The sequence below is a fragment of the Marinomonas sp. G8-14 genome (genome assembly GCF_055808935.1).
The window spans coordinates 491,707-506,203 of record NZ_CM147891.1 but is presented as its reverse complement, the minus strand read 5'-3'; the positions used below and the strand labels follow the sequence as shown (position 1 = coordinate 506,203).

Here is a 14,497-nt window from a genome sequence, read left to right as displayed (position 1 = left end):
ACCTATCTACAACAAAAGCGACGCACCTAGGTGCGTCGCTTTATTTTCTATTCCGTATCGGAATCTAGATTATCGGGTGACTCTTCGCCATCATTTGTCGATTGATCGATGACAACTTCGTCCGCCTCATCTATCTCAACATCACCTTCATCGTGTTCAACGACACGCTCAATACCAACCAGATGCTCATCATTAGTCAAACGAATCAAGGTCACACCTTGAGTATTTCGTCCCTGACAAGACACTTCGGTCACGCGAGTACGAACCAAGGTTCCTTGGTCAGTAATCAAGATAATCTCATCCGTTTCATCAACCTGAGCAGCACCAATTACCGGGCCGTTACGCTCTGACACCTGAATACCGATAACACCTTGACCGCCACGACCATACACAGGGAAGTCTTCTACCAAAGTACGTTTGCCATAACCATTTTCACAGGCCATCAATACCGCTGAACCCTCTTGAGGGACGATAAGCGATACCACCTTAGCACCCTCACCCAAACGAATACCACGAACGCCTGCTGCAGTACGCCCCATGGCGCGAACATCAGATTCTTTGAAGCGAATTGTTTTACCAGAAGAAGAAACCAACATAATATCGTTTTCACCATTGGTCACAGACACGCCAACCAACTCATCGGTTTCATCCAAGCTAAGCGCAATCAATCCCGTGGAGCGAGGACGAGCAAAGTGCTGCATCGCTGTCTTTTTAACCGTTCCGTTTGCCGTCGCCATAAAGATATAGCTACTTGCCTCAACAATAGCATCATCAGCAACGTCATCATCCGACTCCGAATCAGCTTCAACCGCTTCAACAACCGGCAAAGGCAATAGCGCAGAGATAGATTCGCCTTCTCTCAACGGTAACAGGTTAACAATGGGGCGACCTTTCGCACTACGGCTAGCGACCGGAATTTCAAACACACGTAACCAGTAAACCTTACCAAAATTACTAAATAGCATGATGGTGTCATGACTACTGGTAACCAATAGATGCTCGATGTGGTCTTCATCTTTCATGCTAGCAGAAGACTTACCACGACCACCACGACGCTGCGCTTGATACTCAACTAATGGCTGAGATTTCGCATAACCAGTATTCGAAATTGTCACCACCATAGGGGCTTCATCAATCAAATCTGCGATCGTCAAATCCTGACGAGACGTTAAGATCTCAGTACGTCGCGCATCACCGAACGTGTCTCTAACTTCTTCTAATTCTTCGCGGATGACTTCCATCAGACGATCAGGGTTAGACAAAATGTTCAGCAACTCACCAATAGTCTCAATAAGCGCCTTATACTCACCAAGCAACTTGTCATGCTCTAGACCAGTCAAACGATGTAAACGTAAATCCAAAATCGCTTGCGCTTGGTCTGGTGATAAATGATAAGCACCATCAACAAAGCCATAAGCAGCATCCAAATCATCTGGACGACATGCATCAGCACCAGCACGCTCAAGCATGGCCATGACATTGCCTGGCTGCCAAGACTCATTCACCAACTTATCTTTGGCCTCAGCCGAAGTTGGCGAGGTACGAATTAGTTCAATAACACGATCAATGTTCGCTAGGGAAACCGCCAAGCCTTCAAGGATATGACCTCGTTCGCGCGCTTTACGAAGCTCATAAATAGTACGACGAGTAACAACTTCGCGACGGTGCTTAACGAAACATTCAAGAATTTGTTTAAGATTTAACAGTTGAGGACGGCCATCAACTAAGGCAACCATGTTCATGCCGAACACAGACTGTAACTGAGTTTGCGAGAAAATATTATTAACAACAACGTCTGGGTTTTCACCACGGCGCAACTCTATTACGATGCGCATACCGTCTTTGTCGGATTCATCACGAAGCTCACTAATACCTTCCAGTTTTTTCTCTTTAACTAGCTCAGCGATTTTTTCAATCACCTTCGCTTTGTTCAACTGATAAGGAATCTCAGTGAAAACGATGGATTGGCGATTGCCTTTTTCCATGTCTTCGAAATGGTGACGAGCACGCATATAAATACGACCGCGACCAGTTTTGTAAGCTTCAATAATACCAGCACGACCATTAATAAACGCCCCTGTTGGGAAGTCTGGCCCTGGTATATGATCAATAAGTTCATCAATAGTAATGTCAGCGTTATCAATCACCGCCAAACAACCATCAATAATCTCACCAAGATTATGAGGTGGAATATTAGTCGCCATACCTACTGCAATACCAGCCGAACCGTTCACTAACAGTCCAGGCACACGTGCAGGCAATACTTCTGGCATAAATTCAGTGCCATCATAGTTAGGCACAAAGTCGACGGTTTCTTTCTCTAAATCCATCAGAAGATGATGAGAAATTTTCGCCATACGGATTTCTGTGTAACGCATTGCCGCGGCACTGTCACCATCAACAGAACCGAAGTTGCCTTGACCATCGACCAAGGTATAACGCATTGAGAAAGGCTGCGCCATACGAACAATCGTATCGTATACAGCAGAATCACCATGTGGGTGATATTTACCGATTACATCACCGACGATACGCGCCGATTTTTTGTACGGTTTATTCCAATCATTTTTAAGTTCATTCATCGCAAATAGAACGCGACGGTGAACAGGCTTTAACCCGTCTCGTACATCAGGTAATGCTCGACCGACAATAACGCTCATTGCGTAATCTAGGTAAGATCCCTTAAGTTCATTTTCGATACTGACGGGAATAATTTCTTTGGCTAATTCACCCATAGATACAATCGATCCTTATGCCTTGGAGTCAAGAAGACTCCCTAATATCTTTTTATAAGCGCCGTATTGTAACATAAGGAAATAAATAACACCCCTTTGAGGAGCATGTTTTGTAGCTCAATCTAACAATTATGCTCTCCCCAATCTCAATTCAACGCCTCCCATTTCACCCAAGCGCGCTAAGTGGTTATACTATTAGGACAAAAGAAGTTTACTATTGGTCACCTGCAGGGTTGGCGCTATACTGTCAAAATAAACTTTATCCATATACAACATCACTTTACTCCAACCTCAGCAACACTGAAAAACGGAAGCCAAACAAATGACAAACCCTCAGCAAAACAATGTAGATCTAGATGAAGTTGCCAAGTTTGAAGCGCTCGCGAGCCGTTGGTGGGATACAGAAAATGAATTCAAGCCACTGCACGACATTAACCCTTTGCGCACCAACTATATAAATGAACGCTCAGAAGGCTTACAAGGTAAAAAAGTTATCGACATAGGCTGTGGCGGCGGCATTTTATCTGAAGCAATGGCAAAGCTAGGTGCCGATGTCAAAGGCATCGATATGGGCGAAGCTCCTCTAGCCGTTGCCAAACTGCATCTGACAGAATCCAAGCTCAATATTGATTACGAGAAAATCACCGCAGAAGAAATCGCACAACGCGAAGCTGGCCAATACGATGTCGTTACCTGCCTTGAAATGCTAGAGCACGTACCAGACCCCGCCTCTGTAATAAATGCCTGCATGGCGTTAGTAAAACCAGGTGGTCACGTATTTTTCTCTACCATAAACAGAAACCCCAAAGCTTACTTATTCGCTATCATCGGGGCTGAATACATACTCAAAATGCTACCTAAAGGCACCCACGATTATGCCAAATTCATCCAACCGGCCGAACTCAATAATTACGCAAGACAAGCGGGAATCGAAGTCACCCACATGACAGGCATGACTTACAACCCGTTGAGCAAAGTGTACAAATTGAATGACAAAGACGTGTCAGTCAATTACCTAATGCATACTCAAAAAATCAAAGTCTGATAAAGACGCAAGGAGGAGATATGTTTGATTATCAAGCCCCGAGCCAACTACTCAAAGACAAAGCAATCCTTGTTACAGGCGCAGGTGACGGCATAGGAAGAGCCGCCGCCATTACTTATGCAAAACACGGTGCAACTGTTATTCTGTTAGGGCGCACCACCAAGAAACTTGAAGCAGTTTACGACTATATAGAAAAGCAGCAATATCCCCAGGCAGCCATTGTCCCACTAAACTTGGATGGTGCCGCAGGACACGACTACATAGAGCTTGCCAATACCATTGAAAGTGAGTTTGGCCACCTTGACGGCATTCTTCATAACGCCAGCCTACTTGGTGAGCGCACCAATCTAGCAAACTACGACCCAGTACTGTTTGAACAGGTGATGCGCGTTAATGTCACCAGTCAATTACTGCTAAACCAAGCCCTACTCCCTCTTTTACAGAAAGCAGATAACGCATCTATTATTTTTACCTCCTCAGGCGTAGGGAGAAAAGCCAAAGCCAACTGGGGCGCCTATGCCATCTCTAAATTCGCCACAGAAGCAATGATGCAACTGCTCTCTAGTGAGCTACAAAGCCTCTCACCAAATGTCCGGGCAAATGCCATAAACCCTGGAGCCACAAGGACGAATATGAGGGCAAACGCCTACCCTGACGAGGATCCAACAACCCTGCCTGCTGCAGAAGATATTATGCCACTTTATCTTTATTTAATGGGTGATGACAGCCTGAATGTAAACGGCCAATCTTTAGACGCTCAATAAAGTTGGCCCATTTTTAGCAATGGACAAAAACTTGTCCATTGCATCTCATCACAGGCTTAAGTAATCTGAAGCCATGATAAACACTATTAGAAAAATCATCCCCTATTGGTTTGCACTCACTATCGCACTTGCCTGTTTTTCGATTCAAGCAGGCAATTCTATCTCCACAGAAACCCACCTTCAGCCAAATATAAGCAACGCCATAATGACAAGCATCACACCAGCACGTTCGACACAGACGAGCAACGAAATAAACAGAGCAAAAGACGATGATCTCTCCACTTCTCCAACAGGCATGAACATGCTAGAGATCCCCAACAAAAGCCTAACAGACAAAAATGACTATCGCCTTATAACACTGCCTAATCACCTCAAAGTACTACTGGTCAGCGACCCTCAAGCAGAGCGCTTCTCAGCCTCGTTAGCCGTCAATGTTGGCAGCTTTCAAGACCCAGACAATCAACAAGGTTTAGCACACTTTTTAGAACACATGCTGTTTCTTGGCACCGAAAAATACCCAGAACCGGGCGACTACCAATCCTACATAAACCATCATGGCGGCTCAAATAACGCCTACACCAGTACAGATACAACAAATTTTTATTTCGACATTAAACCTTCGGCATACGAAGGCGCTCTAGATAGGTTTGCACAATTTTTTACGACCCCCTTATTTAGCGAGTCCTTAACTCAAAGAGAAAAAAACGCTGTTGATTCAGAGTATAAAGCAAAACTGAAAGACGAAAGTCGCCGCAACAACCAAGCTTTTAAAACACTACTCAATCCCAAACACCCGTACAGCCGATTTACCGTTGGCAACCTTGAAACATTAAAAGACAGACCTGAAGCCTCCCTAAGAAAACAGCTCTTAACACTCTATAACGAACACTATTTCAGTGAGAATATGGCACTTGTACTCGTTACCAATCTATCCCACCAAGACATGGCCACTCTCGCCAAACAATACTTTTCTGACATACCCAGCAAACAGACACCAACAAAACAACATTACCCAACATTAATGAAAACAAACCAACCACAGCTACAATTTGTTCAATCCCTAATAGACAGCAATACACTATCCTTCCAATACCAAATTGACGCCCAAGAAAATCATTACAAAACCCGACCCACTCGCTACTTATCGTATATTTTAGGCAACGAAAATGAGGGCTCTCTGTATGCCTCACTCAAAGCAGATGGACTGATCAACAGCCTCTCTGCAGGCGTTAGTCCAGACTATGGAAACAATGCTTTTTTCACCGTCACGGCACACTTAACAAACAGCGGATTAACAAATATAGATACTGTTGCGAAGCGCATTTTCGCCACAATAGGCCTATTACAATCAACACCAATCAACCCCATGTATCAATTAGAGGGGGTGCAACTTAGCCAACTTATGTACAACAATCAAAACTACACCGCTCCACAAAACCTTGCTCGCACGCTGTCAGCAAAACTACTTAAAATTCCAGCTATTGACATACTAAGCAGCTTTCGCATTGAAAAGACCGCCGACAATAAACAGGTTCGCCAACTACTAAAACAACTCGATACAAAACATCTATTAGTGCAGGTTGCTACCAACAAAGCCTTCCCCAAACATTGGGCAAAGCAAAAACCAACATGGCAGACTGAACCTTGGTACCAAAGCACCTATAGCAACAATGAGTTCAGCTCTGCATTTTTGGACTTCATCAACCTATCCGTAAAAAATACCCATGTCACTCTTCCAGAAAAAAATCGCTTTATTCCAGAACACCTAGACCTAATCACCGAAAAAGACACCACACCAAACATTGTCTTTCATCAACAAGGCTTCACTTTCTGGCACAAGTCCGACCCAAGCTTTGGCAAACCCACAGCAATGAATTTTATTGCAATACGATTTAACCATGCCGCCGACTCCCCCCAAAACGCCCTACTGAATCAACTATGGAGCCGACTCTATAACGACAGCATAAGCGAATTAACCTATTCACCCTATATCGCTGGATTAGGCTATCAATTTTACCCGCATGCAAACGGCATGACCTTACGCACAAGCGGCTACTCAGATAAGCAAAACACCTATACCACTTGGCTAATAGACCAAGTTTTTTTATTTCGCCCAAGCGCCGAACGCTTTGCTCAAATAAAAACCCAATTAGCTAAAGACTTTGCCAATCAAAAAAGTAGACAGGCCTACAGTAATGCCTATAGCACCTTTAGCACTCTTATTACAAAAGACAGCTTCACAATAGAACAACTAGAAAACGCCCTGCCCCACCTGTCATTTGAAGACTTACAACAGTATATAAAAGAGGCCCGCGCAAGCTTTGATCTAGTTGGCTATAGCACAGGCAACGTCACCAAGGAGCAAACTCAGGCCCTCGCCCACTCCTTGCATCAGCGCTTTGTTGGACGATTGGTCCCCAAAAACCAATCGAGATACAAACCAAACCCATCCCAGCAAATCAAAAAATGCACTATCCATTTACATCAACTAGCAGCGACAATGTAGTGCTGTATACCTTGATTGACACAAGCCCAGAAACGTCAACATCAAACAAGGCCATCACTGAAAAAGCTTACTTCGCCATGCTAAGAAAGCTCGTCAACAGCCGATTCTACCAAGAACTTAGAACCCAAAAACAACTAGGCTACATCGTTGGAGCACAAGACCTAAGCATTCGAAACACCCCAATTCTAGGGCTGCTGGTGCAATCACCAAACCAAGACATGGCAACCATCATCAGTACTATTGAAGATTTTTTAAAGGAAGAGGAAAAACGACTTCTCGCCTTAACTAAGGAAGAATTTGACACCACAAAAATTGCACTGCTAGACGAGGCTCAATATGACCGCCAAAAATCTAAGCGACAACGCCTTAGAGGAATGGCATCAGATAGCCAAACCCACTCCTGATTTTCACACCAAGAAAGAATGGATAGACAGTGTAGAAGCCATAGACAAAACAGACTTCATAGATTTTCTAGAGAACAAACTGCGGTCAGAGAGTATTAGCAACATCATCATTCACAACAAAGCCTTTCCAGCAGCATTAACGTCGCAAGGCTGGATAGAAACCTCTCCGGATAAATTAACCGCCAATTAACTGCTCAAGCCTCTCTTTATCCGTAGCGGGTGCACTTTTTGCCCCATTAGGCTGATCTGCCCCGCCAGACTGGACTGCCTCGCTAGATTGGCCAGAAGAAACACCTTTCCCGATAGGAGAGAAATCACCAACATTGGGAGCAGAGCCATCTACAGGCTCTTTTTTAGGTTCAACTTGGTCACCAAAAATCCCAATTTCAGGCATCATCCGAAGACGTTTCTCTTGAATCTCTTCGGGAATATTACCTGTAAACAAAACCGTAAAAGGCGCCTCTTCGGTTCGCTTATTTACTTCATCGTAAATAGCTTGCTCGCGATCAGCGATCGCGTTTTCTTCCAAATAAGACAATCCCTGACCATCCGCCGTTATGACAATATTTGGCCCCAAACCATCTCTTACCTTTTCTGCCGGAATAACGGCCACTTCGTCTTTCGAGTCTCACGACAACTTGATGTTGAGTGCGGATTATCTGATTACCATAAATAATATCCACTGGTTGACGCTCAATTGTCTGAGCATTCGCAAACATAGAAACAGCACAGAACAACACCATTGAATATCTCATATACACTCCAAAGCCTAATCCCCTTCACTATAGGAGATAACAAGCCATAAAAAAAGGAGCTGAAAGCTCCTTTTAGTCTTTACTATCTAAAACTCACAACACTTAAAGTGTCACAACATCAAAGTCAACTTCTGGATTGACATCAGCATCATAATCAACGCCATCCAAACCAAAACCAAACAACTTCAAAAACTCATCTTTATAAAGTTGGTAATCGGTTTCGGCAAAGAGATTAGCGTCATTTACCTGCGGCCAAAGATCACGACACGCTTGCTGAACATCTTCACGCAATTCCCAATCATCCAGACGAAGACGGTTTTTATCATCGGTCAATTCTGCTGGATTATGATTGTTGTACAAACGTTCTGCAAACATACGATAAATCTGATCCATACAGCCTTCATGAAGGCCTTTTTCACGCATCACCTTGAACACCATTGCCAAGTACAAAGGCATAACAGGAATAGCGGAAGATGCTTGCGTCACCACAGACTTCAATACTGCCACATTCGCGCCACCACCAATCTTAGCCAATTGAACATCGATAGCCGCAGAAGCGCGATCTAAATCTTCTTTTGCTTTGCCAAGCGCACCATGCCAGTAAATTGGCCAAGTAATATCAGAACCAATGTAAGAATAAGCTACTGTACGAGTCCCCTTGCGCTAACACGCCCGCCTCTTGCAAAGCCGACATCCAAAGCTCCCAATCTTGCCCACCCATTACCGTCGTTGTTGCAGCAACCTCTTCTTCAGTAGCTGGCTCAATTTCCGCTTCGATGATCACATCTTTATTGGTATCAATGGCCGTAGAACGGTATGGCTGCCCAATCGGCTTAAGAACAGAGCGCACTACTTCCCCTGTATCTGGCATTTTGCGAACCGGAGAAGCCAAAGAGTAAACCACCATATCCACTTGACCAAGATCTTGTTTAATCAAGTCAATCACGGTATCACGTGCTTCATTTGAGAAAGCATCACCATTAATACTTTTCGCGTACAAACCCTCTTCTTTCGCCACTTTATCGAATGCTGCAGAGTTGTACCAACCCGCTGTCCCTGGCTTTTTATCTGTGCCTGGTTTTTCAAAGAAAACACCAATGGTTGCCGCACCAGAACCAAATGCCGCAGCGATACGAGAAGATAAGCCATAACCACTTGATGCACCGATTACGAGTACTTTTTTAGGACCATTTACAATCGCCCCTTTGCTTTTAGTAAAAGCAATTTGATCTCTTACATTTTGCTCACAACCTACTGGGTGTGTTGTTGTACAAATAAATCCGCGAATCTTTGGTTTTATGATCATAATATCTTCTCAACGTCATGTTTTGCTTACATCTTGCCCGACTATCCCGTCAAATGAGGTAGGCAAGACAAATCTGTGCGTCATGATACAATAGCCAGACGAATATGTCCTGATTCTCGTTAAAATACAGAACCAAATGCTCACAGAGGCCAAGAAAAATCACCGTGCACCTACTTATCATCGGCTACGTCTGGCCTGAACCCAACTCTTCTGCCGCGGGCAGTAGAATGCTGCAACTGCTACAGTGCTTTTATAAACAGCAATGGCAAATATCCTTTGCGAAGCCCTGCTCAACAAACCGAGCACATGACAGATCTTTCCAAATTAGGCATAAAAGCCGAACGTATTGAACTTAACAGTGCCTCATTTGACACCTACATTGCAGACAAAAAAGCAGACATTGTAATATTTGATCGCTTTATGATGGAGGAGCAATTTGGCTGGCGAGTAGAAAAGTTCAGTCCAGATTCACTACGCGTACTGAATACGGAAGACCTTCACTCATTACGACAAGCTAGGCATGATGCGATTAGACAAAATAGGCCATTTGCGCCTGAAGACCTTTTTAGTGAGCATGGCATTCGTGAAATAGCCGCTATCCACCGTTGCGACTTGACCTTGATGATTTCCGAAGTCGAAACAAAACTATTAGTGGATAAGTTTCACGTACCAGAAACTCACGTATTTCATCTGCCATTTATGCTGCCGAAACCACAAGACATCGATTCTTTACCCTGCTTCGAAGAGCGCCAACACTTTATTAGCATCGGCAACTTTCGACATGCACCCAATTGGGATGCCGTTTTGCAGTTAAAAACGGAAATTTGGCCAAAGATTCGCAAACGTCTGCCAAAAGCAGAAATGCATATTTACGGTGCTTACCCTCCACCAAAAGCCACGCAATTACACAACACAAAAGAAGGCTTTTTAGTAAAAGGTTGGGCTGAAGATGCTCAAGCTGTGATGCAACAAGCGCGACTTTGCCTAGCACCATTACGCTTTGGCGCGGGAATCAAAGGCAAATTAGTGGAAGCCATGCAAGTCGGCACACCGAGCATCACCACCAGCATTGGCGCAGAGTCGATGCACGGGGAATTACCATGGAATGGCGTCATCACCGATGACATGGAAACCTTTGTCGACGCCGCTGTCTCTCTCTATCAAGACAAAGAAAGCTGGCTATTAATGCAACACAATGGCATTAGAATCCTAAAAAACCGCTATCAAGCAGATGAATGGGAACCGAAATTCATCAATAGACTGAAGCTGCAATATCAGCTAAAGGAAAGCTTGAGAAAGAAACACTTTTTGGGATTAATGCTGCGACACCACAGCCTTAAAAGCACACAATACATGTCGCAATGGATTGAGCTGAAAAACAAAAATCAAGAAGACCAACACTAGCAACTCGAAGCAGCTAGTCAGAAACCAAGCTGCTTTTGGCCTCTCGCTCACGAACCTTCTTCATCACCGCCTGCTGCGAAGCTTTATTCATACTTCCCCACTGGCTGATTTCTTTACCTGTTCGATAACAGCCAACACAGATATCTTCATCATTAAGAAGACACACATTGACACAAGGAGATTTTAACTGAGGCTTAGGCTTGGTCATTTTTACCAACATACAAAAAGATAAAAGGCCTTGGAGAAATACTTCACCAAGGCCTTTGATGCTAATATTCAGCGTTATGATAAACGCGCTGAACATCGTCCAAGTCGTTCAAAAGATCCAAGAAGCGATCAAACTGCTCAACTTCTTCACCTTGAATTTCTGTTGTATTTTGCGCGACAAACTGAATTTCATCGACCTCAAATTCGATATCGCCAAACGCATCGGTTAACGCCGTTTTTGCTTTACTATAATCAGTATGTGGCGCAAATACCGTTACTTTGCCATCTTCTAGCTCAATATCCGTCACATCCACATCGGCCAACATCAAAGCTTCTAATACCGCTTCTTCATCAGTGCCAGCAAAAACAAAGATAGCGCTGTGATCAAACATATGACTCACACTGCCTTGGCTACCGATTTTGCATTTTACTTTGTTAAAACAGGTACGCACGTCACCAAAAGTACGGTTTGGGTTATCAGACAAACAATCCACAATCACCATGGTGTTGCCAGGACCAAAACCTTCATAGCGAGCCGTGTCGAAATCCTCTCCACCGCCACCTTTCGCCTTATCAATCGCTTTATCGATAACGTGAGTAGGCACCTGATCTTTTTTCGCACGCTCGATCAGTGAACGCAACGCCAAATTACCATTAGGATCAATACCACCGGACTTTGCACATACATAAATTTCACGGCCGTATTTGCTGTAAACCTTGGCTTTTTGGTCAGACGTTTTTGCCATGGACTCTTTGCGGTTTTGAAAGGCTCTGCCCATTACATATTCCTATTCTATACAATCTTAAAAATAAGATTCTAACGTGTCGCCGAAAAAGAAGGAACTGCTAGCCAAGCATAAATACAATAAAAAGCCAGCCTTACCACAACAAAAATGCTATGGAACAAAAAACCTAGCCAATATAGACACTCAACCGGCAGCGTCAACACGCACACGAGCGACTGATAGCTAAATAAGCCGTCGAATCACTTTCGCAAGAACAGCAATCGCTTGATGGATTTGCGCTGGTGAAACACGAGCAAAGCTCAATCTTAGAAACGAATCATCAAGTGGACTCTTGCAGGGAAAAAAGGCGTTCCAGGAAGAACCAAAACTTTATCTTTCAACGCTTCTGTTAGCACTAATTGCGATGAAACACCTTTGGGCAATTTCACCCAAAAGAACATGCCGCCAGCCGGAAGTGAAAATTCAACGAGATCCCCAAGCTGCACACTCAAAGCCTCCGCCATTACATCTCGCTTTTCTTTATAGGCTTGTTGGAGCTTGATAACGTGATCTGGATATTGTCCAGACTTAAAGAACTGCGTAATCATACTCTGACTAAGACGGTTGGTATGAAGATCAACCGCTTGCTTTACTTTAACCAAGTAAGGAGAAAAAACCTCACAAGAAACGATATAGCCAGTACGCAATCCTGGCCACAAAACCTTCGAGAAACTCCCCATATACAGCCAGGGTGCTTGTTTTATCAAAGTTGAAATAGGCGTAAGGTCGACATTGTCATAACAAAGATCACGATACGGATCATCTTCGATCAACAATATGTTTTTCTCGTCAAGCAAAGCAGCTATCTCGCGTCGACGCTCCAAGCTATAACAATGCCCTGCTGGATTCTGAAAATTGGGAATCAAATAAACCGCTTTCGGATGGTGCTTTTCAATCGCATCGCGCAAAGCTGAAACAGACATTCCTTCTGCATCCGATAGGACATCTTGAACCTTCGCTCCTTGCAATTTAAACACCTGACAAGCAGCGAGATACGTCGGCTGCTCGGTTAAAATGGTCGAGTTTACGTCCAAAATCAAACGACTAACGATATCTAAACCTTGCTGAGAGCCATTGGTTACCAGCACATTATTTGCTGATGTTTGGATGCCTCGATCTGCAACAATAGATACAATACATTCTCGTAGATCTTTTTCACCTTCGCTTGGGCCATATTGTCGGCTGTCTGTTAATTGCTTCAAGTCTGGGTAAACTGGCATCAGATTTTCATCAGGCAAACCACCCGCCAAAGATAGAATATCTGGCTGTTGACTATAATGCAGCAGCTCACGAACCAAAGAGGCTTCCATGCTTCGTGAATGAGAAGTCAATAAATGAGAGATATCCATACCAAGCGCCTCGACAAATTAAGAGTTGAGAAAATAGAGTCAGACATTTTAAGAAAAGAGAAAAGATACAATTCTCGAATGATTGAAGGATACAGAAGAAAGTCTGTTCTTCACTGATCGAGATGCTCCGCCTCGGCCTGTAATAAATATTCGAACTGCTGATCTTTTTGCTGCCAAAGATCATTAACCCAGCGCTGAAAATAGGTTCGATAAGCGCCATCATTTTGATAATCACCAAGCAAGGCGCTCTCAATCGGCATAACTCTAACGTGCACTCTTATTAAGGACACCTTGCCACAAAGATAATCAAAAAAACTCGGAATACCGTTGGGGTAAACAATGGTCACATCAATCAATTGATGCAACTTCCCATCCATAGCATTTAAGGCAAAGGACAAACCTCCTGCTTTAGGCATAAGAAGATGCTTATACTGACTAGATTGCTGGTCATGTTTTTCTGTTGTGAAGCGCGTCCCTTCTAAAAAATTCATAATCGACACAGGAAAATACTGGAATTTGTCACAAGCTCTTTTTGTTACCTCAATGTCTTTTCCCTTTAGTTCTGGCTTTTTTTAAGCAACTCTGCGCTGTAACGTTTCATAAATGGAAATTCTAATGCCCACCAAGCCAAACCGATAAAAGGTACCCAAATAAGCTCTTTTTTTAAAAAACTTAATAAAGGGAATGCGGCGATTAAAAAGTCTCTGCAGAACAAGGATATCCACCCAAGATTGGTGATTAGCCGTTACCATATACCAATCATTTAATGCAAAATCATTGACCCCAGACACATCAATAACCGAACGACCAAGGTAACGCTGGTTGATATTATTTGCCCCTATCCAGAACGTAGCAATGTTATCCAACATCCTATTTAACAATGCGCGTACCGATGCCAATGGCAAAATACATTTCAGCAGCGCCAAAAGCATAACAGGCACAAAACAAACCAAGGTGTTTAAGACAATCAAGGCAAACGAAACTAACCCTTTGAACACAGATAAAACAGCCATAAATAGACCTAAAATACAAAATTGACGCATAATACTAAAGGAAACTCTTGATTGGAAATCCTCATTATTTACACTCCAACCAAGTAGCCAGCTTTCACTCAAAAACTGTATAGTAAACAGACGATTAGAATTGCTCATAATTTTGCTTTGCATAAGTAATTGTTTATCGATTTTTTTCATCCCCTGTCTGCGACACCTCAACAGGACATAATAGGATTTCAGCC

General features: G+C 43.5%; 12 protein-coding genes and 2 pseudogenes. 6 read left to right on the top strand and 8 right to left on the bottom strand.

Features of this window, described 5'->3' with window-relative positions; translation table 11 throughout:
* Positions 1-47 precede the first annotated feature (47 nt).
* Positions 48-2,735: a DNA gyrase subunit A gene (gene gyrA / locus AC0L6V_RS02495; protein WP_265217223.1), complete on the bottom strand. Its 2,688-nt coding sequence runs from the start codon at positions 2,733-2,735 to the stop codon at positions 48-50.
* A 322-nt stretch (positions 2,736-3,057) separates the two neighbouring features.
* Here gyrA and ubiG point away from each other — a divergent pair, with 322 nt between their 5' ends.
* The 5 genes from ubiG to AC0L6V_RS02470 all read left to right on the top strand — a co-directional run bounded on the left by ubiG (position 3,058) and on the right by AC0L6V_RS02470 (position 7,644).
* On the top strand, positions 3,058-3,780 hold the full coding sequence (gene ubiG / locus AC0L6V_RS02490) for a bifunctional 2-polyprenyl-6-hydroxyphenol methylase/3-demethylubiquinol 3-O-methyltransferase UbiG (RefSeq protein WP_418138747.1): 723 nt from the start codon (positions 3,058-3,060) through the stop codon (positions 3,778-3,780).
* Between the two features lie 20 nt (positions 3,781-3,800).
* On the top strand, positions 3,801-4,544 hold the full coding sequence (locus AC0L6V_RS02485) for a YciK family oxidoreductase (RefSeq protein WP_265217221.1): 744 nt from the start codon (positions 3,801-3,803) through the stop codon (positions 4,542-4,544).
* A 73-nt stretch (positions 4,545-4,617) separates the two neighbouring features.
* Positions 4,618-7,050 (top strand): insulinase family protein, encoded by a 2,433-nt coding sequence (locus tag AC0L6V_RS02480; protein ID WP_418138746.1) that lies wholly within the window; start codon positions 4,618-4,620, stop codon positions 7,048-7,050.
* Entirely contained in the window at positions 7,011-7,454 is a 444-nt protein-coding gene (locus AC0L6V_RS02475; RefSeq protein WP_418138745.1) for an insulinase family protein, read from the top strand. Before AC0L6V_RS02480 ends, AC0L6V_RS02475 begins: the two co-directional genes overlap by 40 nt.
* Complete coding sequence (locus AC0L6V_RS02470) at positions 7,387-7,644, top strand: hypothetical protein (protein ID WP_265217219.1); 258 nt, start codon at positions 7,387-7,389, stop codon at positions 7,642-7,644. The genes AC0L6V_RS02475 and AC0L6V_RS02470 overlap by 68 nt, the downstream gene beginning before the upstream one ends.
* Here the strand turns inward: AC0L6V_RS02470 and AC0L6V_RS02465 are convergent.
* Positions 7,630-8,067 (bottom strand): hypothetical protein, encoded by a 438-nt coding sequence (locus AC0L6V_RS02465; protein WP_418138744.1) that lies wholly within the window; start codon positions 8,065-8,067, stop codon positions 7,630-7,632. The two genes, AC0L6V_RS02470 and AC0L6V_RS02465, sit on opposite strands and share 15 nt — an antisense overlap.
* Positions 8,068-8,311: 244 nt before the next feature.
* Positions 8,312-9,515, bottom strand: a pseudogene (gene fabV / locus AC0L6V_RS02460) (enoyl-ACP reductase FabV).
* Between the two features lie 276 nt (positions 9,516-9,791).
* On the opposite strand from fabV, the gene AC0L6V_RS02455 reads away from it, so the two are divergent.
* Entirely contained in the window at positions 9,792-10,919 is a 1,128-nt protein-coding gene (locus tag AC0L6V_RS02455; protein ID WP_418138743.1) for a glycosyltransferase family 4 protein, read from the top strand.
* Between the two features lie 13 nt (positions 10,920-10,932).
* Here the strand turns inward: AC0L6V_RS02455 and AC0L6V_RS02450 are convergent, their stop codons facing one another.
* The 5 genes and pseudogenes from AC0L6V_RS02450 to AC0L6V_RS02430 form a co-directional block, all read right to left on the bottom strand.
* Positions 10,933-11,139, bottom strand: coding sequence for a DUF1289 domain-containing protein (locus AC0L6V_RS02450; protein WP_265217217.1), 207 nt, complete (start codon positions 11,137-11,139; stop codon positions 10,933-10,935).
* Between the two features lie 49 nt (positions 11,140-11,188).
* Positions 11,189-11,905, bottom strand: a complete 717-nt coding sequence (locus AC0L6V_RS02445) for a YebC/PmpR family DNA-binding transcriptional regulator (protein WP_265217216.1) — start codon at positions 11,903-11,905, stop codon at positions 11,189-11,191.
* 272 nt (positions 11,906-12,177) lie between these two features.
* Positions 12,178-13,260 carry an aminotransferase-like domain-containing protein gene (locus AC0L6V_RS02440; protein WP_418138742.1) on the bottom strand — a complete coding sequence of 361 codons (1,083 nt, stop codon included), beginning with the start codon at positions 13,258-13,260 and terminating at the stop codon, positions 12,178-12,180.
* A 110-nt stretch (positions 13,261-13,370) separates the two neighbouring features.
* Positions 13,371-13,820 (bottom strand): annotated as a pseudogene (locus AC0L6V_RS02435) (acetyltransferase); the annotation flags it as partial.
* A gap of 12 nt (positions 13,821-13,832) precedes the next feature.
* The gene (locus AC0L6V_RS02430; protein ID WP_418138741.1) at positions 13,833-14,453 is read right to left on the bottom strand and encodes an acyltransferase; all 621 of its coding nucleotides are present in this window, start codon (positions 14,451-14,453) and stop codon (positions 13,833-13,835) included.
* Between the last annotated feature and the right edge of the window lie 44 nt (positions 14,454-14,497).

Excerpts from the sequence above, each read along its gene's own strand:
- AC0L6V_RS02485 (WP_265217221.1), top strand. The coding sequence starts at position 3,801 with ATGTTTGATTATCAAGCCCCGAGCCAACTACTCAAAGACAAAGCAATC.
- AC0L6V_RS02445 (WP_265217216.1), bottom strand. The coding sequence starts at position 11,905 with ATGGGCAGAGCCTTTCAAAACCGCAAAGAGTCCATGGCAAAAACGTCT.
- AC0L6V_RS02470 (WP_265217219.1), top strand. The coding sequence starts at position 7,387 with ATGACCGCCAAAAATCTAAGCGACAACGCCTTAGAGGAATGGCATCAG.
- gyrA (WP_265217223.1), bottom strand. The coding sequence starts at position 2,735 with ATGGGTGAATTAGCCAAAGAAATTATTCCCGTCAGTATCGAAAATGAA.
- AC0L6V_RS02450 (WP_265217217.1), bottom strand. The coding sequence starts at position 11,139 with ATGTTGGTAAAAATGACCAAGCCTAAGCCTCAGTTAAAATCTCCTTGT.
- ubiG (WP_418138747.1), top strand. The coding sequence starts at position 3,058 with ATGACAAACCCTCAGCAAAACAATGTAGATCTAGATGAAGTTGCCAAG.
- AC0L6V_RS02440 (WP_418138742.1), bottom strand. The coding sequence starts at position 13,260 with ATGGATATCTCTCATTTATTGACTTCTCATTCACGAAGCATGGAAGCC.
- AC0L6V_RS02430 (WP_418138741.1), bottom strand. The coding sequence starts at position 14,453 with ATGAAAAAAATCGATAAACAATTACTTATGCAAAGCAAAATTATGAGC.
- AC0L6V_RS02475 (WP_418138745.1), top strand. The coding sequence starts at position 7,011 with ATGCACTATCCATTTACATCAACTAGCAGCGACAATGTAGTGCTGTAT.
- AC0L6V_RS02480 (WP_418138746.1), top strand. The coding sequence starts at position 4,618 with ATGATAAACACTATTAGAAAAATCATCCCCTATTGGTTTGCACTCACT.